The 18,776-nt window shown below is 53.5% G+C and carries 15 protein-coding genes; 5 read left to right on the top strand and 10 right to left on the bottom strand.

The window, feature by feature from the left end:
• The 5 genes from thiG (at position 1) to PGR79_RS23335 (ending at position 4,550) form a co-directional block, all read left to right on the top strand.
• Positions 1 to 771 carry a thiazole synthase gene (gene thiG, locus PGR79_RS23355; protein ID WP_087859255.1) on the top strand — a complete coding sequence of 257 codons (771 nt, stop codon included), beginning with the start codon at positions 1 to 3 and terminating at the stop codon, positions 769 to 771.
• Entirely contained in the window at positions 768 to 1,901 is a 1,134-nt protein-coding gene (gene thiH, locus PGR79_RS23350) for a 2-iminoacetate synthase ThiH (RefSeq protein WP_430915537.1), read from the top strand. Before thiG ends, thiH begins: the two co-directional genes overlap by 4 nt.
• A 314-nt stretch (positions 1,902 to 2,215) precedes the next feature.
• The gene (locus PGR79_RS23345; protein WP_213795086.1) at positions 2,216 to 3,748 is read left to right on the top strand and encodes a sensor domain-containing diguanylate cyclase; all 1,533 of its coding nucleotides are present in this window, start codon (positions 2,216 to 2,218) and stop codon (positions 3,746 to 3,748) included.
• Positions 3,749 to 3,923: 175 nt separating this feature from the next.
• The gene (locus PGR79_RS23340; protein WP_045380683.1) at positions 3,924 to 4,229 is read left to right on the top strand and encodes a PTS sugar transporter subunit IIB; all 306 of its coding nucleotides are present in this window, start codon (positions 3,924 to 3,926) and stop codon (positions 4,227 to 4,229) included.
• 3 nt (positions 4,230 to 4,232) lie between these two features.
• On the top strand, positions 4,233 to 4,550 hold the full coding sequence (locus tag PGR79_RS23335; protein ID WP_015704005.1) for a PTS lactose/cellobiose transporter subunit IIA: 318 nt from the start codon (positions 4,233 to 4,235) through the stop codon (positions 4,548 to 4,550).
• A 42-nt stretch (positions 4,551 to 4,592) separates the two neighbouring features.
• Here PGR79_RS23335 and PGR79_RS23330 read toward each other — a convergent pair whose 3' ends face one another.
• From PGR79_RS23330 to PGR79_RS23285, 10 genes are all read right to left on the bottom strand, one after another.
• Positions 4,593 to 5,933 (bottom strand): anaerobic C4-dicarboxylate transporter, encoded by a 1,341-nt coding sequence (locus tag PGR79_RS23330; RefSeq protein ID WP_213795085.1) that lies wholly within the window; start codon positions 5,931 to 5,933, stop codon positions 4,593 to 4,595.
• Between the two features lie 396 nt (positions 5,934 to 6,329).
• Complete coding sequence (gene rpoC / locus PGR79_RS23325; protein WP_045397360.1) at positions 6,330 to 10,553, bottom strand: DNA-directed RNA polymerase subunit beta'; 4,224 nt, start codon at positions 10,551 to 10,553, stop codon at positions 6,330 to 6,332.
• Between the two features lie 76 nt (positions 10,554 to 10,629).
• On the bottom strand, positions 10,630 to 14,658 hold the full coding sequence (gene rpoB, locus PGR79_RS23320; RefSeq protein ID WP_015704004.1) for a DNA-directed RNA polymerase subunit beta: 4,029 nt from the start codon (positions 14,656 to 14,658) through the stop codon (positions 10,630 to 10,632).
• Positions 14,659 to 14,982: 324 nt separating this feature from the next.
• Positions 14,983 to 15,348, bottom strand: coding sequence for a 50S ribosomal protein L7/L12 (rplL, locus tag PGR79_RS23315; RefSeq protein WP_087859253.1), 366 nt, complete (start codon positions 15,346 to 15,348; stop codon positions 14,983 to 14,985).
• A gap of 66 nt (positions 15,349 to 15,414) precedes the next feature.
• Positions 15,415 to 15,912, bottom strand: a complete 498-nt coding sequence (rplJ, locus tag PGR79_RS23310) for a 50S ribosomal protein L10 (RefSeq protein ID WP_004097644.1) — start codon at positions 15,910 to 15,912, stop codon at positions 15,415 to 15,417.
• 291 nt (positions 15,913 to 16,203) lie between these two features.
• Entirely contained in the window at positions 16,204 to 16,908 is a 705-nt protein-coding gene (gene rplA / locus PGR79_RS23305) for a 50S ribosomal protein L1 (RefSeq protein WP_015368826.1), read from the bottom strand.
• Between the two features lie 3 nt (positions 16,909 to 16,911).
• Positions 16,912 to 17,340: a 50S ribosomal protein L11 gene (gene rplK / locus PGR79_RS23300; protein ID WP_020079906.1), complete on the bottom strand. Its 429-nt coding sequence runs from the start codon at positions 17,338 to 17,340 to the stop codon at positions 16,912 to 16,914.
• A 156-nt stretch (positions 17,341 to 17,496) separates the two neighbouring features.
• Complete coding sequence (gene nusG / locus PGR79_RS23295) at positions 17,497 to 18,042, bottom strand: transcription termination/antitermination protein NusG (protein ID WP_007665882.1); 546 nt, start codon at positions 18,040 to 18,042, stop codon at positions 17,497 to 17,499.
• Position 18,043: 1 nt separating this feature from the next.
• Positions 18,044 to 18,427, bottom strand: coding sequence for a preprotein translocase subunit SecE (gene secE / locus PGR79_RS23290; protein ID WP_015368827.1), 384 nt, complete (start codon positions 18,425 to 18,427; stop codon positions 18,044 to 18,046).
• A 232-nt stretch (positions 18,428 to 18,659) separates the two neighbouring features.
• On the bottom strand, positions 18,660 to 18,776 hold a 117-nt coding region (locus tag PGR79_RS23285; protein WP_000531011.1), incomplete at its 5' end, for an elongation factor Tu.

Here is an 18,776-nt window from a genome sequence, read left to right as displayed (position 1 = left end):
ATGTTACGTATTGCTGATAAGACATTTGAATCCCACCTTTTTACCGGAACCGGCAAATTCGCCGCCCCAGAGGTGATGGTCGAGGCGATTCGCGCCTCGGGAAGCCAGCTGGTGACGCTGGCGATGAAGCGCGTCGATTTACGCCAGCATAATGACGCGATTCTCGCGCCGCTGCTGGCGGCGGGCGTTAACCTGCTGCCGAATACCTCAGGCGCCAAGACGGCGGAAGAAGCGGTTTTTGCCGCCCGCCTGGCGCGGGAAGCCTTAGGCACCCACTGGCTGAAACTGGAGATCCACCCGGACGCCCGCTGGCTGCTGCCTGACCCCATTGAAACCCTGAAGGCGGCGGAGCTGCTGGTGCGCGAAGGGTTTGTCGTCCTGCCCTATTGCGGCGCCGACCCGGTCCTGTGCAAACGGCTGGAAGAGGTCGGCTGCGCGGCGGTGATGCCGCTGGGCGCGCCGATAGGCTCCAACCAAGGGCTGGAAACCAAAGCCATGCTGGAGATTATTATCGAACAGGCGACGGTACCGGTGGTGGTTGATGCCGGGATTGGCGTGCCAAGCCACGCGGCGCAGGCGCTGGAGATGGGCGCTGATGCGGTACTGGTCAACACCGCCATTGCCGTCGCCGACGATCCTGTCGCCATGGCTCGCGCCTTCCGCATGGCGGTCGATGCCGGATTGCTGGCGCGTCAGGCCGGACCGGGAACGCGCAGTACTCAGGCGCAGGCCACCAGCCCGCTGACCGGCTTTCTGGAGGCGCTGGCATGAAAACTTTTAGCGATCGCTGGCGGCAGCTGGAGTGGGATGACATCCGCCTGCGCATCAACAGCAAAACCGCCGCCGACGTCGAACGGGCGCTGGCGGCAAAGCAGCTCACCCGCGATGATATGATGGCCCTGCTCTCTCCTGCCGCGGCCGATTACCTTGAACCGCTGGCCCAACGCGCGCAGCGCCTCACCCGCCAGCGCTTCGGCAACACCGTCAGCTTTTACGTACCGCTGTATTTGTCCAACCTGTGCGCCAACGACTGTACCTACTGCGGCTTCTCAATGAGTAATCGCATTAAGCGCAAGACGCTGGATGCAGCAGAGATTGCCCGCGAATGCACTGCAATCCGCGATTTAGGCTTTGAGCATTTGTTACTGGTCACCGGCGAACATCAGAGTAAGGTTGGAATGGATTATTTCCGCCAGCATCTACCATCCATCCGCCGCCAGTTTGCCTCGCTGCATATGGAAGTGCAGCCGCTGGCGACCGACGAGTATGCCGAACTAAAAACGCTGGGGCTTGATGGGGTGATGGTCTATCAGGAGACCTACCATGAAGGCATGTATGCCCAGCATCACTTGAAAGGTAAAAAGCAGGATTTCTTCTGGCGTCTGGATACGCCGGATCGGCTGGGCGAAGCGGGGATCGACAAGATCGGCCTCGGCGCGCTCATTGGTCTTTCCGACAGCTGGCGGGTGGACTGCTTTATGGTCGCCGAACATCTGCTGTGGCTACAGCAGCGCTACTGGCGCAGCCGCTACTCTATCTCCTTCCCGCGTTTACGCCCTTGCGCCGGAGGCATTACGCCAGCCTCATTAATGGACGAACGTCAGCTGGTGCAGACGATTTGCGCTTTCCGCCTGCTGGCGCCGGAGGTTGAGCTGTCGCTATCGACCCGTGAATCACCGTGGTTCCGCGACCGGGTGATCCCGCTGGCGATTAACAACGTTAGCGCGTTCTCCAAAACCCAGCCCGGCGGCTACGCCGACGATCATCCGGAACTTGAGCAATTTGCGCCACACGACGATCGCCGCCCTGAAGAAGTCGCCAGCGCGCTGACCGCCCGTGGTCTGCAGCCGGTATGGAAAGACTGGGATAGCTGGCTGGGACGCGCCTCGCAATCATCATAAAGCATGCTGCAAGCAGCTGATTATTTTGCGTGCCTGCACGAGAGATGAAAAACGGAGGCTCGCCGAACTCCCGTCGTTTTTCTATTCTGCCCTGGTCAGCAGCGGACGCTGACCAGGGCGAATTTTTCTTTCCTCTCTTCGCCCTGCCTCTACCGTCCGCACTGCCGCAAACATATTGTTATCGAATATTAATCACGATGCTGAGCGCACTCAGCGTTATAATTTAGCGATAGTTACCTGATTCGCTAAGCAGGCATGCTGGCTTAACCTGCGTCTAAACCCACGGTTTATAAATCCCGGACGATTAACAACTTATGGCACGCCACAACAGAAAGCTCTCTTTTACTACGCCAATCGTAGTGGGGTTTGCGGGGATTTTGCTCAGTTTTTTACTGATTGCAATCTTTGTTACCGCGACGCAAAAGAAAAACTTTCTTGAAGATTATCATCATATTAACCGTAACTTCACCCATAACCTTGCGGTGAACTACACCGAATCGCTGCTGCGCGAGAATGACTACATTCTGGCGCGCGCGACGAAATACTTTGCCCGTGACGATGCGCTCAATATCGCCGTAAATGTCAATCCGCAAAAGGGTCTGGACGACTTGATGCGTCTGCAGGAGCTGATGCCGACAGTCTCCTCCATTTCGCTTGCCGATACTCTCGGCCATTATCTGCGCGCTCCCGAAGTGATGGAAGGCGATGAGAGCCGCACGTTTGATCCGAAAACGCGCCCCTGGTTTATTCGTCAGGCGGAAGCCAGTACATTCAGTCTCTATACTACTCCTTACCTTGACTACTTCACCCACCATCCTACCGTCACCGTCTACCGGCCTGTCATTTCGCCGCAGGGGAGGCTTAAAGGTAGCCTGGCGTTTCATATGGATCTGACCTCGATGGGCTACGCGTTACGGCAGATTGTCTCGCCGGTACAGGGGGAGTTTTTTGTCGTACAACGCGACGGCAAAGTGGTGATCCATCCCGATACCGGCGCGCTATTTAAAACCTACGTTAGCGCGGAACTGATGGACAAAATGACCAGCGCGGAAGGCCAACTTTATGATGAGGAACATAAGGCCTGGTACTACTACTATTCCTTTACCAACCCCGACTGGTTCGTTATTTTCCGCGTCACCGATACCACCCTTGCCGACCTGACGCGCTATGAAACCGATATTGTCGCCTGGGGTTTCGCCCTCGCCGCCATTGTCATCGTCCTGTTCGGGCTGTATCTGCGCCACGCTTCGCGTACCGTACTGATGAACATCATTAACGCCATTAAGACCGGCGACGTCAAACGCGCGCCGCGGCTGGAAGCCATGCTCAGCAAGGCTATCGAGAGCAATAAGCAGCGCGAGCTCACCTATGTCCGCCAGGCCACCATCGATGCGCTAACCGGCTGCAAAAACCGTCGCGCCTTCGACAGCGATATCGCCGCGCTGATGAACGATCACCAGCCTTTCGCCCTCGCGTTGGTCGATATCGATAACTTTAAATCAATTAACGATACCTGGGGCCATCTCAATGGCGACATCGTGCTGCGCAACGTCGCGCGTGAAGGGATACAGATCCTGCAGCCGCAGGAGATCTCGCTTTACCGCTACGGCGGCGAAGAGTTTGCCGTCATCTTCCCTGCCGAACATATCGACAATGCGCTCACCATTCTGGAGAGCTGGCGTCTTAACGTTGCCAGCCGAACCTGGCGCGAAGAAGGATTAACCGTCACCTTTAGCGCCGGCCTCGGGGAATGGAATATGGAGCCGCTGGAAAAACTGGTCGTTAGCGTGGATGAAGCGTTGTATAAGGCCAAACAGCAGGGCAAGAACCGAATCGTTCGCGCCTGAGCATAACTCCCTGATAGCCCGCTTTTGCGGGCCTTTTTATCTCTGCCGCTGCAAAATTGAAACCGGTTTCATTTTTTGTGATGTTTTACACACAATCATGGTGAAGCGGTTGTGCCGCGCCGCCGCCCGCGATAAAGATGATGCATCAAGGAACATACATAAGGGCGATGAAACTATGAAGAATATCGTTTTATGCTGTGCCGCAGGAATGTCCACCAGCATGCTGGTGCAACGCATGAAAGACGCCGCGCAAAAGAAAGGCATCGAAGTCTCGATCAAAGCCGTGCCGGTAGCGGAGTTCAAGGATAACCTGGCCGCGGCGGATATTATCCTGCTCGGCCCACAGGTGAAGTATGAGCAGGCGAAATTACAGGCGCTAGCCGACCCGGTCGGTAAAAAGGTCGCCGTTATCGATATGATGGATTACGGCATGATGAAAGGCGATGCCGTTCTGGATAAAGCCCTGAAGCTGATGGAGTAAGGCATGGAAGATTTAGAGACGATTATCATGGAGCTGCTGGTCAACGCCGGCTCCGCGCGCAGTTCTGCCCTCACCGCCCTACAGCAGGCGCGTAAAGGCGATTTCGCCGCCGCCGAACAGGCTATGGCAGACTCACACGAGTTTGTGAAGCATGCGCATAAAATCCAGACCCAGCTTATCGGCCTGGATGAAGGCAGCGGCAAGCTGCCGGTGAACCTGATTACCGTGCACTCGCAGGACCATCTGATGAACGCGATGGTGATTCAGGATTTAGCGACCGATATGATCGAACTGTATCGCCGCCTGCCGCCCGCACAATAATCCCGATGAATCATCAGGCGCCGCCAGCGGCGCCTGTCTCACTTACAGAAAACCGTACATCGCCGCGAACACCCAGCCAAAGACGCAAGAAACGCTCACGCCAATTAATCCCGGCAGGATAAAGCTATGGTTTATGACGAAGCGGCCAATATGGGTCGTGCCTGAACGGTCAAACTGAATCGCCGCCAGATCGCTTGGGTAGGTCGGCAGGATATAATAGCCGTAGCAGGCGGGCGCGGAAGCGACGATATAGGCCGGGTCAACGCCGATCGCCAGCGCTACCGGAACAATCGCCGCCAGCGCCGCCGCCTGGGAGTTGACGAACTTCGATACCAATAACAGCACGATAGCGTAGGCCCACGGGTACTCCTTCACCATCTCTCCGAGCACGCCTTTAATCTCGGTCATGTGCGCGCCGAACATGGTTTCCGCCATCCATGCGATACCATATACCGCGACGATAGCGATCATCCCCGAGCGGAAAACCTCATTTTTTGAAATCGATGCCGGGTTAGTTTTGGTAATGATGATGATAAGCGCCCCGGAGAGCAGCATAAACATCTGGATCACCAGTACCATTGAGAGAGGCTTATCATCGAACGCCGGACGCAGTTCGGAAAACGCGCCCAACAGCGCCACCACGGCAATTGAGGCAAGGAAGATCCACATCGCAATCCAGTTGCTGGTCGGCAGCTTTTTATCCAATAGCGTGGCCGTATCGCCATAAACATAATGACGGTTTTCCGGTATCGCAATAAACGCCTGGAAGGTCTCGTCTTTATCAAGGTCCTTACCGCGGAACCAACTGAAGATACCAATCGCCAGGATCCCCAGCAGCGTTGACGGAATGGTTATCGCCAGTAGATCGAGAAACTCAAGATGCTTACCGTTAAAGGTAAAGTTTCCGAGCATCGCCACCAGCGAGACCACCGCCACCGAAACCGGGCTGGCAATGATCCCCATCTGGGCGCCAATCGAGCTCGCCGCCATCGGCCGTTCCGGGCGAATATTATTTTTAATCGCCACGTCGTAAATAATTGGCAGGATCGTATACACCACGTGCCCGGTACCGCACAGGATCGTCAACGTACAGGTGACGAATGGCGCGACGATAGAAACATATTTGGGATTGCGCCGCAGGAGCTTCTCGGCAATCTGCAGCATCACGTCTAAACCGCCGGATGCCTGTAGCGTCGCCGAGGCGGCCACCACCGCGATAATGACCAGCATGACATCAACCGGTGGCTTTCCTGGTTTAAGATGAAAGACAAAAACTAAGATAACTAAGCCAATGCCGCCTAAAAGACCGAGCGCAATACCACCCTTTTTCGCGCCGTAGAACAGACAAATTAAGATAATGATGAGCTGTATAGCAAATTCCATGCATCCCCCAGAAGCTATCCATTAAATAACGACAATACTCTCCGTTTTATTTTTATTTTTGCTCACCTCCTCCATTGCCTTTTAACAGGCGCAGCGAACCCCTCAGTTGCAGTAAACCGAAAAGGACTGGGAAAGTAATCACATGATTCTTTGAGTGTTTTGACTATATAGCGTTTGCGGCGCTTATTTTTTGATACATGTAGAATTTTTATCCATCGATTAGTGATGGCATAAAGAAATAGCAAATAGATAATTATCAAGAATGTTTAATTTGCTAATTAATTGCGGCAATTACATTAAATAAATGTAATTCAGTTTAGGTGAAATAAATCGACAGATAATAAAAAAGCCAGTCAGGAAACCTGACTGGCTTTTAAGCGCTTAGCGAATCAACGATTAATCGTTGTCAGAACCGCCCAAGCCTGCGTTCAGCAGTTCTGCCAGGTTGGCAGACGCTTCTTCTACGCTCACCTGCGGTGCAGCCGGCTGCTCGCCTGCTGCGCGACGGCGCATACGATCCTGGTGGTACGCATAACCGGTACCCGCCGGGATCAGACGACCCACGATGACGTTCTCTTTCAGACCGCGCAGTTCGTCGCGTTTGCCCGCAACGGCTGCTTCGGTCAGCACGCGAGTGGTCTCCTGGAACGATGCCGCGGAGATGAAGGACTCGGTTGCCAGAGACGCTTTGGTGATACCCAGCAGGTCGCGGGAATAGGTTGCCGCAACTTTGCCATTCGCTTCAAGCTCGCGGTTAGCGATCTTAACGCGGGAGTATTCAACCTGCTCGCCTTCGAGGAAGTCAGAGCTACCAGCACTTTCGATGGTCGCTTTACGCAGCATCTGACGAACGATAACTTCAATGTGCTTATCGTTAATCTTAACGCCTTGCAGACGATAAACGTCCTGCACTTCGTTGGTGATGTAACGCGTTACCGCGTGTACGCCACGAAGACGCAGAATGTCGTGCGGCGCTTCCGGACCGTCGGAAACCACGTCACCACGTTCTACACGTTCACCTTCGAACACGTTCAGCTGACGCCATTTCGGGATCATCTCTTCGTACGGTTCGCTACCGTCTACCGGGGTGATAACCAGACGACGTTTCCCTTTGGTTTCTTTACCGAAGGAAATGATGCCGCTGATTTCAGCCAGGATTGCCGGCTCTTTCGGACGACGTGCTTCGAACAGATCCGCAACGCGCGGCAGACCACCGGTGATGTCCTTGGTACCGCCAGATTCCTGCGGTACACGCGCCAGGGTGTCACCAGAGCTGATCTGTACGCCATCTTCCAGCTGAACAATCGCTTTACCCGGCAGGAAGTACTGAGCAGGCATATCGGTGCCTGGGATCAGAACGTCGTTGCCCTGAGCATCAACAATTTTCAGCGCCGGACGCAGATCTTTACCACCGGAGGTACGTTCTGCGGAATCCAGAACCACCAGCGAAGACAGACCGGTCAGCTCGTCGGTCTGACGAGTAATGGTCTGGCCGTCGATCATGTCAGTGAAGCGGACAAAACCACTCACTTCGGTGATAACCGGCATGGTATGCGGATCCCAGTTTGCAACGGTTTCACCGCCAGCAACCTGTTCGCCATCGCCTTTAGCCATAACGGAGCCGTAAGGCACTTTATAGCTTTCTTTCGTACGACCGAATTCGTCGATCAGCTTCAGTTCGGTGTTACGAGAGGTGATAACCAGTTTACCGCTGGAGTTCACAACCGACTTCGCGTTGCTCAGACGGATGCTACCTTTGTTTTTCACCTGGATGCTGGATTCAGCAGCCGCACGAGATGCCGCACCACCGATGTGGAACGTACGCATCGTCAGCTGTGTACCCGGCTCACCGATGGACTGTGCCGCGATAACGCCGATAGCCTCACCTTTGTTGATGATGTGGCCACGCGCCAGGTCACGACCGTAGCAGTGCGCACATACACCAAAGTCGGTGTCACAGGATACAACGGAACGAACTTTGACGGAGTCAACGGAGTTCTCTTCCAGCAGATCACACCAGTGCTCGTGCAGCAGCGTGTTGCGTGGAACCAGAATGTCCGCGGTACCCGGCTTCAGAACGTCTTCAGCAGTCACACGACCCAGTACGCGATCGCGCAGCGGCTCTTTAACATCGCCACCTTCGATAACCGGCGTCATGGTGATGCCTTCCAGGGTGCCGCAGTCGTCTTCAGTGACAACCAGGTCCTGCGCAACGTCAACCAGACGACGAGTCAGGTAACCGGAGTTCGCTGTCTTCAGTGCGGTATCCGCCAGACCTTTACGAGCACCGTGGGTGGAGATGAAGTACTGGAGTACGTTCAGACCTTCACGGAAGTTCGCGGTGATCGGCGTTTCGATGATGGAGCCATCCGGCTTCGCCATCAGACCACGCATACCAGCCAGCTGACGAATCTGTGCAGCAGAACCACGCGCACCGGAGTCGGCCATCATGTAGATGCTGTTGAAGGAAACCTGCTGCTCTTCCTGACCGTCACGGTTAATAACGGTTTCGGTTTGCAGGTTATCCATCATCGCTTTGGATACACGATCGTTCGCCGCAGCCCAGATATCGATAACTTTGTTGTAGCGTTCGCCCGCGGTGACCAGACCAGACTGGAACTGTTCCTGAATCTCAGCAACTTCAGCTTCCGCTTCGCTGATGATTTCGTATTTTTTCTCCGGGATGACCATGTCATCGATACCAACGGATGCACCTGAACGCGCTGCATAAGCAAAGCCGGTGTACATCGTCTGGTCCGCAAAAATAACGGTCGGTTTCAGACCCAGAATACGGTAACAGGTGTTCAGCATCTTGGAGATCGCTTTCTTACCGAGCGCCTGGTTCACGATAGAGAACGGCAGACCTTTCGGTACGATCATCCACAGAATGGCACGGCCAATGGTCGTGTCTTTCAGGCTGGTCTTCGCGACGAACTCACCATTGTCGTCTTTTTCGTATTCGGTGATACGCACTTTAACGCGCGCATGCAGAGAGGCCAGACCGGCGCGATAAATACGCTCCGCTTCTTTCGGGCCAGTCAGCACCATGCCTTCGCCTTTGGCGTTAACACAGTCACGGGTCATGTAGTACAGACCCAGTACAACGTCCTGAGACGGAACGATGATTGGTTCGCCGTTCGCCGGGGACAGGATGTTGTTGGTAGACATCATCAGCGCACGCGCTTCCAGCTGGGCTTCCAGCGTCAGCGGTACGTGAACAGCCATCTGGTCACCATCGAAGTCGGCGTTATATGCCGCACAAACCAGCGGGTGCAGCTGAATAGCTTTACCTTCGATCAGAACCGGTTCGAATGCCTGGATACCCAAACGGTGCAGTGTTGGCGCACGGTTCAGCAGTACCGGGTGTTCGCGGATAACTTCGTCCAGGATATCCCAAACGACAGCTTCTTCGCGCTCAACCATTTTCTTAGCGGCTTTGATGGTGGTGGCCAGGCCACGCAGTTCCAGCTTGCCGTAGATGAACGGTTTGAACAGCTCCAGCGCCATTTTCTTCGGCAGACCGCACTGATGCAGACGCAGGTATGGACCTACGGTGATTACAGAACGACCGGAGTAGTCAACACGCTTACCGAGCAGGTTCTGACGGAAACGACCCTGTTTACCTTTGATCATATCGGCCAAAGATTTCAGAGGACGTTTGTTGGAACCGGTGATCGCACGACCGCGACGACCGTTATCCAGCAGGGCGTCGACCGCTTCCTGCAGCATACGTTTTTCGTTGCGTACGATGATGTCCGGCGCAGCCAGATCCAGCAGACGTTTCAGACGGTTGTTACGGTTAATGACGCGACGATACAGATCGTTCAGGTCAGAAGTCGCAAAACGACCGCCATCCAGCGGAACCAGCGGACGCAGATCTGGCGGCAGAACCGGCAGAACGGTCAGGATCATCCACTCCGGCTTGTTGCCAGATTGAACGAACGCTTCCAGCAGCTTAATGCGCTTGGTCAGCTTTTTACGCTTGGTTTCGGAGTTGGTTTCGTTCAGCTCTTCACGCAGCTGCTCGCACTCTTGCTCCAGGTCCATGCTTTTCAGCAGGGCCTGAATAGCTTCGGCGCCCATCTTCGCGTCGAATTCGTCACCGAACTCTTCCAGCGCGTCCAGGTACTGCTCTTCAGTCAGAATCTGGTTGCGTTCGAGGTTGGTCATGCCACCTTCGATAACAACATAAGATTCAAAGTACAGTACGCGTTCGATATCACGCAGCGGCATATCCAGCAGCAGACCGATACGGGACGGCAGAGACTTCAGGAACCAGATGTGGGCAGTCGGAGACGCCAGCTCGATGTGGCCCATGCGCTCACGACGCACTTTGGTCTGGGTCACTTCAACGCCGCACTTCTCACAGATAACACCACGGTGTTTCAGGCGCTTGTACTTACCGCACAGGCACTCATAGTCTTTTACTGGCCCGAAAATACGAGCGCAGAACAGACCGTCACGTTCTGGCTTGAACGTACGGTAGTTAATGGTTTCCGGCTTTTTAACTTCACCGAAAGACCATGAACGGATCATGTCTGGCGATGCCAGAGCAATTTTGATCGCATCAAACTCTTCGGTTTTAGTTTGCGCTTTCAGAAACTTTAATAAGTCTTTCACGGATTTGCTCCCGTCGGAGTTAGCACAATCTGGCGCCGGGTTTTACCCCGGCACCAGTGACCTGTTTGAGCGAGAGTTACTCGTCTTCCAGTTCGATGTTGATGCCCAGCGAGCGGATTTCTTTCAACAGTACGTTGAAGGATTCCGGCATGCCCGGTTCCATCTGGTGGTTGCCGTCCACGATGTTTTTATACATCTTGGTACGACCGTTCACGTCATCAGACTTAACGGTGAGCATTTCCTGCAGGGTGTAGGCCGCGCCGTATGCTTCCAGCGCCCACACTTCCATCTCACCGAAGCGCTGACCACCGAACTGCGCCTTACCACCCAGCGGCTGCTGAGTAACCAGGCTATAAGAACCGGTGGAACGAGCGTGCATTTTGTCGTCGACCAGGTGGTTCAGTTTCAGCATGTACATGTAACCCACGGTTACCGGACGTTCGAACTGTTCACCGGTGCGGCCGTCAAACAGAGTGATCTGACCGGAAGTCGGCAGGTCGCCCAGCTGCAGCAGCTCTTTGATTTCAGCTTCTTTCGCACCGTCGAATACCGGCGTTGCGATCGGCATGCCTTTACGCAGGTTTTCAGCCAGACGCAGAACTTCTTCATCGCTGAAGGTATTCAGGTCAACTTTCTGGCGAACGTCAGCGCCCAGATCGTAAGCACGCTGGATGAATTCGCGCAGTTTCGCGACTTCTTGCTGCTGTTTCAGCATGGCGTTGATCTTATCGCCGATACCTTTGGCAGCCATACCCAGGTGAGTTTCCAGGATCTGACCGATGTTCATACGAGACGGTACGCCCAGCGGGTTTAGTACGATATCTACCGGCGTACCGTTAGCATCGTGCGGCATATCTTCGATCGGGTTGATCTTAGAGATAACACCCTTGTTACCGTGACGACCTGCCATCTTATCACCAGGCTGGATACGACGTTTAACGGCCAGGTATACCTTAACAATCTTCAGCACGCCCGGTGCCAGATCGTCGCCTTGGGTGATTTTACGGCGTTTCGCTTCGAGTTTTTTCTCGAACTCGTGTTTCAGTTCGTCATACTGCTCAGCCAGTTGCTCCAGCTGATTTTGTTTCTCTTCGTCGGTCAGGCCCAGTTCCAGCCAGCGATCGCGCGGCAGTTTGTCGAGCTTGTCAGCTTCAACGCCACCGGCAACCAGCACAGCGTAGATACGGCTGAACAGACCAGCTTCGAGGATCTGCAGTTCTTCAGACAGGTCTTTTTTAGCCTGCTTCAGCTGCATCTCTTCGATCTCAAGAGCACGCTTGTCTTTTTCTACGCCGTCACGGGTAAACACCTGAACGTCGATAACGGTACCAGAGACACCGTTCGGTACGCGCAGAGAAGAGTCTTTAACGTCAGACGCTTTCTCACCGAAGATCGCGCGCAGCAGTTTCTCTTCCGGAGTCAGCTGGGTTTCACCTTTCGGGGTTACCTTACCAACCAGAATGTCGCCGCCGGTCACTTCCGCACCGATATAAACGATACCGGATTCATCCAGTTTAGAGAGCGCAGCTTCACCCACGTTCGGGATGTCAGCGGTGATCTCTTCCGGCCCCAGCTTGGTGTCACGGGACACGCATGCCAGTTCCTGAATGTGGATGGTGGTGAAACGGTCTTCCTGGACAACACGCTCGGATACGAGGATGGAGTCTTCGAAGTTGTAGCCGTTCCACGGCATGAACGCTACGCGCATGTTCTGACCCAGCGCCAGTTCACCGAGGTCGGTGGACGGGCCGTCGGCCAAGACGTCGCCGCGTTCAATTGGTTCGCCCAGAGACACGCAAGGCATCTGGTTGATGCAGGTGTTCTGGTTAGAACGGGTGTACTTGGTCAGGTTATAGATGTCGATACCTGCTTCGCCCGGGTACATCTCGTCTTCGTTAACTTTGATAACGATACGGGAAGCATCCACGTACTGAACGGTACCGCCACGTTTAGCTACCGCAGTAACACCGGAGTCAACGGCAACAGCACGTTCCATACCGGTACCAACCAGCGGCTTATCAGCGCGCAGAGTCGGAACCGCCTGACGTTGCATGTTCGCACCCATCAATGCACGGTTGGCGTCATCGTGTTCCAGGAACGGGATCAGGGACGCACCGACGGATACCACCTGCTGGGTGGATACGTCCATGTAGTCAACCTGGTCGCGGCTGAACAAGCTGGATTCGCCTTTACTACGGCAGGTAACCAGATCTTCAACAAAGTGGCCTTCGTCATCCAGGTTGGAGTTCGCCTGAGCAATGACGTAGTTACCTTCTTCGATAGCAGACAGGTAATGAATTTCGTCGGTAACAACACCGTCGGTCACTTTACGATACGGGGTCTCAAGGAAACCGTATTCGTTAGTCTGTGCGTACACGGACAGGGAGTTGATCAGACCGATGTTCGGACCTTCAGGCGTTTCGATTGGACATACGCGACCGTAGTGAGTCGGGTGTACGTCTCGAACTTCGAAGCCTGCGCGTTCACGGGTCAGACCGCCTGGGCCGAGTGCGGAGATACGACGTTTGTGCGTAATCTCAGACAGCGGGTTGTTCTGGTCCATAAACTGGGACAGCTGGCTGGAACCAAAGAACTCTTTCACTGCTGCGGAAATCGGCTTGGCGTTGATCATATCCTGAGGCATCAGGGTATCCAGATCGCCCAGAGACAGACGCTCTTTAACCGCACGCTCTACACGCACCAGGCCAACGCGGAACTGGTTTTCCGCCATTTCGCCAACGGAACGGATACGACGGTTGCCGAGGTGGTCGATATCATCGACTTCGCCTTTACCGTTACGGATATCGATGAGCTTCTTCATCACTTCGATGATGTCGTCTTTGCTCAGGATACCGGAACCTTCGATTTCGTCGCGCAGCAGAGAACGGTTGAACTTCATACGACCAACCGCGGACAGATCGTAGCGGTCTTCGGAGAAGAACAGGTTCTCAAACAGGCTTTCAGCCGCTTCACGAGTCGGCGGCTCACCCGGGCGCATCATGCGGTAGATTTCTACCAGCGCGCTCAGACGATCGTTGGTTGGGTCGACGCGTACAGTTTCAGAAATGTACGGACCGTGGTCCAGATCGTTGGTGAACAGCGTTTCGATACGCTTGTGGCCGGACTGGCTCAGTTTAGCCAGCAGATCCAGGCTCAGCTCCATGTTCGCCGGGCAGATCAGTTCGCCAGTCGCTTCGTCGATGTAGTCTTTAGAAGCAACTTTGCCCGCGATGTACTCAACCGGAACTTCGATATGTTTGATATCGTCTTTTTCCAGTTGGCGAATATGGCGCGCGGTAATACGACGGCCTTTCTCAACGTACACTTTACCGTTGGCTTCGATATCGAAGGAGGCGGTTTCACCGCGCAGACGCTCCGGTACCAGCTCCATCTGCAGCTTGTTGTCGCGAATTTCAAAGACCACTTTCTCGAAGAACAGGTCAAGGATCTGCTCAGTGGTGTAATTCAGCGCGCGCAGAATGATGGTTGCAGGCAGTTTACGACGACGGTCGATACGAACGAACAGGTTGTCTTTCGGGTCGAATTCGAAGTCCAGCCAGGAACCACGGTAAGGGATGATACGTGCGTTATACAGGACCTTACCGGAAGAGTGAGTCTTACCTTTGTCACTGTCAAAGAAGACGCCCGGGCTACGGTGCAGCTGAGAAACGATAACACGCTCGGTACCGTTGATAACGAAGGTACCATTGTCGGTCATGAGCGGGATTTCGCCCATGTAGACTTCTTGTTCTTTAATGTCTTTAACGGTGCCTTCCGGCGCTTCGCGCTCGTAGATCACCAGACGCAGTTTCACGCGCAGCGGTGCGGAATACGTCACGCCACGGATCTGACATTCTTTAACATCAAAAACAGGTTCGCCCAGACGGTAGCTGACGTATTGCAGCTCTGAATTACCGCTGTAGCTCTGAATCGGGAATACGGAACGGAAGGCTGCTTCCAGACCATACTGCCCTTCAGGATCTTGCTCGATAAACTTCTGGAACGAGTCAAGCTGGATAGAAAGGAGATAAGGCACATCCAGAACTTGTGGACGTTTACCAAAATCCTTACGAATACGTTTTTTCTCGGTATAGGAGTAAACCATAGGGTTCCTCAGCTCGCTGACAAGTCGACCCATCTGCCCGGAAAGGGCAGTTTTTTATGCAACACTATTTTGTTGACCGGAAAATGGAACACTTTCCGCAATGCCTGTTGCTATCACGCTTAAACCATTTCATTGCGATTTACACAGCCCAGGAACCCTAACCTGTCGCAGTATATTAAGTCGTCGATAGAAACAAGCATTGTGAGGCAAACCAGCAGTCAAACAGTGTGAAATGCTACTGGCGCCTTACAGCGCAAAAAGGCTGGTGACTAAAAAGTCACCAGCCTCAGCCTAATTTCTCAGGCTGCAACCGGAAGGGTTGGCTTATTTAACTTCAACTTCAGCGCCAGCTTCTTCCAGAGATTTTTTCAGAGCTTCAGCGTCGTCTTTGCTGATGCCTTCTTTCAGTGCAGCCGGTGCAGCTTCTACCAGGTCTTTAGCTTCTTTCAGACCCAGGCCAGTCGCGCCACGTACTGCTTTGATAACAGCAACTTTGTTAGCGCCAGCAGCTTTCAGAATTACGTCGAATTCAGTTTTTTCTTCAGCAGCTTCAGCCGGGCCAGCAGCTACAGCTACAGCAGCAGCAGCGGAAACACCGAATTTTTCTTCCATTGCAGAGATCAGCTCAACAACGTCCATTACGGACATAGCGGATACTGCTTCAATGATTTGATCTTTAGTGATAGACATTTAAATTGTTCCTGAATATCAGAATAAGTTTATACGTAAGCGAGTGCTTTACAAAGATAACTGCGATTAAGCAGCTTCTTTCGCATCGCGTACAGCAGCCAGAGTACGAACCAGTTTGCCAGCCGAAGCTTCTTTCATGGTTGCCATCAGGCGTGCAATTGCTTCTTCGTAGGTCGGCAGAGTTGCCAGGCGGTCGATTTGCGACGCCGGGATCAGCTCACCTTCAAAGGCAGCGGCTTTGACCTCAAATTTTGCATTCGCTTTCGCGAACTCTTTGAACAGACGAGCAGCAGCGCCCGGGTGTTCCATAGAGTATGCAATCAGGGTCGGACCAACAAACGTGTCTTTCAGGCACTCGAACGGAGTACCTTCAACGACGCGGCGCAGCAGGGTGTTACGAACAACACGCATGTAAACGCCAGCTTCACGACCTGCTTTACGCAGTTCAGTCATTTTATCTACAGTTACGCCACGGGAATCCGCAACTACTGCAGACAGCGCGCCTTTGGCTACTTCGCTGACTTCAGCAACAATCGCTTGTTTGTCTTGAAGATTTAAAGCCATTAGCTTTGCTCCTGGATGTTTGCCAGAGCTTATGCTCTGGAACTCACTTCACTCTATTCAACGAATAGAGCGTCTTAATACGGTGAGCAGAAACAAGCCAGAGTATCCAAAAAATAATCTTAGCGTTCTGTCACCGTCTACGCAGGGGATTAAGTTTCTTACGAAACACCTGCGGTCTTCGACGGAGGCCTGGATAGGCCAGGCTCCAACGAACAAATCTGTTAGCCGCTAACTTTCGTTAGCAAACGTGGGGGTAAGATTGTAGACAAAATCACCGCCCACGTAAAGGCATTAGTTTGCAGAAGCGTTCAGGCCAGCCTGATCTACTGCAACACCTGCACCCATGGTGGTGGAGATGCTAACTTTCTTGATGTACACGCCTTTAGCCTGAGTCGGTTTTGCTTTTTTCAGCGCAACCAGCAGAGCTTCCAGGTTTTCTTTCAGTTTGTCAGCGTCAAAGTCCACTTTACCGATGGTGGTGTGGATGATGCCGTTTTTGTCGTTACGATAACGAACCTGACCAGCTTTAGCGTTCTTAACCGCTTCAGCAACGTTAGGAGTTACGGTACCAACTTTCGGGTTTGGCATCAGGCCGCGCGGGCCCAGAACCTGGCCCAGCTGGCCAACAACGCGCATTGCATCCGGGGAAGCAATAACAACGTCAAAGTTCATTTCGCCTTTCTTGATCTGGTCAGCCAGATCTTCCATACCTACCAGCTCGGCGCCTGCAGCTTTAGCAGCTTCAGCGTTCGGGCCCTGTGCAAATACGGCAACGCGAACAGAACGGCCAGTACCGTGCGGCAGTACAGTTGCACCACGTACGTTCTGGTCAGATTTACGAGCATCGATGCCCAGGTTTACAGCAACGTCAACGCTTTCAACGAACTTAGCGGTCGCCAGTTCTTTCAGCAGAGAGATGGCTTCGTTGATGTCATACTGTTTAGTTGCATCAACTTTCTCACGAATCACGGACATGCGCTTGGTCAGTTTAGCCATTTCTTAGTCCTCCACTACCAGGCCCATGGAACGTGCAGTACCTTCGATGGAGCGAGTCATCGCTTCAATGTCGGCACCAGTCATGTCGGCAGCTTTGGTCTGCGCGATTTCCTGCAGCTGAGCGCGGGAAATTTTACCAACTTTCTCTTTGTTCGGCTTACCGGAGCCGGACTTGATACCAGCCGCTTTTTTCAGCAGAACTGCTGCCGGCGGAGTTTTGGTAACGAAAGTGAAAGAACGGTCAGCGTAAACGGTGATAACAACCGGGATTGGCAGACCTTTTTCCATGGATTCAGTTTTTGCGTTGAACGCTTTGCAGAATTCCATGATGTTAACGCCCTGCTGACCCAGTGCTGGACCAACCGGCGGACTCGGGTTTGCCATACCAGCTGCAACCTGCAGCTTGACGTAGGCTTGTACTTTCTTAGCCATTCTTAAATCCTCAAATTGGGTATTAACGCTTCAGAGAAGCTCCCCGTGATTAAACATCGTTTTACGGGCCAGGCCCATAAAAACAAAAGGCGCGAAATTGTATGCCAATTTCGCGCCCTATGCAACGATTAAATCGCTGCTTTTTTGATCGCCGGCTTACGCCTTCTCAACCTGACCGAAGTCCAGTTCTACCGGAGTCGCACGACCGAAGATAGAAACGGAAACTTTCAGGCGAGACTTCTCGTAGTCCACTTCTTCAACAACGCCGTTAAAGTCAGCAAACGGACCATCGTTGACGCGAACCATTTCGCCCGGCTCAAACAGCGTTTTCGGACGCGGCTTATCGCCAACCTGCTGCAGACGGTTCATGATGGCATCGACTTCTTTGTCGCTGATCGGCGCCGGACGGTCGGAAGTACCGCCGATGAAGCCCATCACACGCGGGACGCTGCGCACCAGGTGCCAGCTCGCGTCGTTCATGACCATCTGAACCAGAACGTAGCCTGGGAAGAATTTGCGTTCGCTTTTGCGACGCTGGCCGCCACGGATTTCAACCACTTCTTCGGTCGGAACCATGACTTCGCCAAACAACTCTTCCATGTTGTGTAATTTGATATGTTCACGCAGCGACGTAGCTACGCGACCTTCAAAACCGGAAAACGCCTGAACGACGTACCAGCGCTTTTTAGGAGCTTCAGACATCTCAGAACCTCAGGCCAGTGATAAAGGATACCAGGCGAACCAGAATACCATCCAGTCCCCACAGGATCAGTGACATTACTGCAGTTACGGCAGCAACAATCAGCGTGGTGTGCAGCGTTTCCTGGCGGGTCGGCCAGATCACTTTGCGGACTTCGGTTCTCGCTTCGCGGGCGAAGGCGACAGTCGCCTTACCTTTTGTCGTTAACAGAGCGACGCCACCGGCAGCAGCGATAAGAATCACAACAGCCAGCGCACGGATCGCCAGCATAATGTCGCGATAAAGGAAGTTGCCTACGATGGCTACGATCAGCAGCACGGCAACGATAACCCACTTCAACGCTTCCAGGCCGCGCCCGCTCCCTTGAGCTTCGGTATTCGCACTCATAAACCAACCTGTCACAAGAATTCAGACAAACATCTTCGCCCCGCGTTAAATGCGAGGCGACCAAACCGAAATGCTCTGCTGCGTTTCGGACTTTACGCCCTCTTCAGAGCCTGTCTCAGCAATGATTATGACAAAAAAAATCACTGATGAGCCAGGTTCTGGTGTGAAAGCGTGCAAAAAGGGCATCAAATGATGCCCTTTTATTGCGCATTGCGTCAAATGTTATCAGCGATTAGCCGAGAACTTTAGCAACCACGCCCGCGCCAACGGTACGGCCGCCTTCACGGATTGCGAAACGCAGACCGTCGTCCATCGCGATCGGGTGGATCAGGGTAACAACCATTTTGAT

The sequence above is a fragment of the Klebsiella sp. 141161 genome (genome assembly GCF_050600815.1).
In the GTDB taxonomy this organism is placed as follows: domain Bacteria; phylum Pseudomonadota; class Gammaproteobacteria; order Enterobacterales; family Enterobacteriaceae; genus Klebsiella; species Klebsiella aerogenes.
Note: the sequence above shows the minus strand (reverse complement) of the source record. Positions and strands in the feature narration are given on the sequence as shown.

Coding starts and splice junctions, on each gene's coding strand:
- PGR79_RS23345 (WP_213795086.1), top strand. CDS start 2,216: ATGGCACGCCACAACAGAAAGCTCTCTTTTACTACGCCAATCGTAGTG.
- secE (WP_015368827.1), bottom strand. CDS start 18,427: ATGAGTGCGAATACCGAAGCTCAAGGGAGCGGGCGCGGCCTGGAAGCG.
- thiG (WP_087859255.1), top strand. CDS start 1: ATGTTACGTATTGCTGATAAGACATTTGAATCCCACCTTTTTACCGGA.
- PGR79_RS23330 (WP_213795085.1), bottom strand. CDS start 5,933: ATGGAATTTGCTATACAGCTCATCATTATCTTAATTTGTCTGTTCTAC.
- rplA (WP_015368826.1), bottom strand. CDS start 16,908: ATGGCTAAACTGACCAAGCGCATGTCCGTGATTCGTGAGAAAGTTGAT.
- PGR79_RS23340 (WP_045380683.1), top strand. CDS start 3,924: ATGAAGAATATCGTTTTATGCTGTGCCGCAGGAATGTCCACCAGCATG.
- thiH (WP_430915537.1), top strand. CDS start 768: ATGAAAACTTTTAGCGATCGCTGGCGGCAGCTGGAGTGGGATGACATC.
- rpoB (WP_015704004.1), bottom strand. CDS start 14,658: ATGGTTTACTCCTATACCGAGAAAAAACGTATTCGTAAGGATTTTGGT.
- rplL (WP_087859253.1), bottom strand. CDS start 15,348: ATGTCTATCACTAAAGATCAAATCATTGAAGCAGTATCCGCTATGTCC.
- rplJ (WP_004097644.1), bottom strand. CDS start 15,912: ATGGCTTTAAATCTTCAAGACAAACAAGCGATTGTTGCTGAAGTCAGC.
- rplK (WP_020079906.1), bottom strand. CDS start 17,340: ATGGCTAAGAAAGTACAAGCCTACGTCAAGCTGCAGGTTGCAGCTGGT.
- PGR79_RS23335 (WP_015704005.1), top strand. CDS start 4,233: ATGGAAGATTTAGAGACGATTATCATGGAGCTGCTGGTCAACGCCGGC.
- nusG (WP_007665882.1), bottom strand. CDS start 18,042: ATGTCTGAAGCTCCTAAAAAGCGCTGGTACGTCGTTCAGGCGTTTTCC.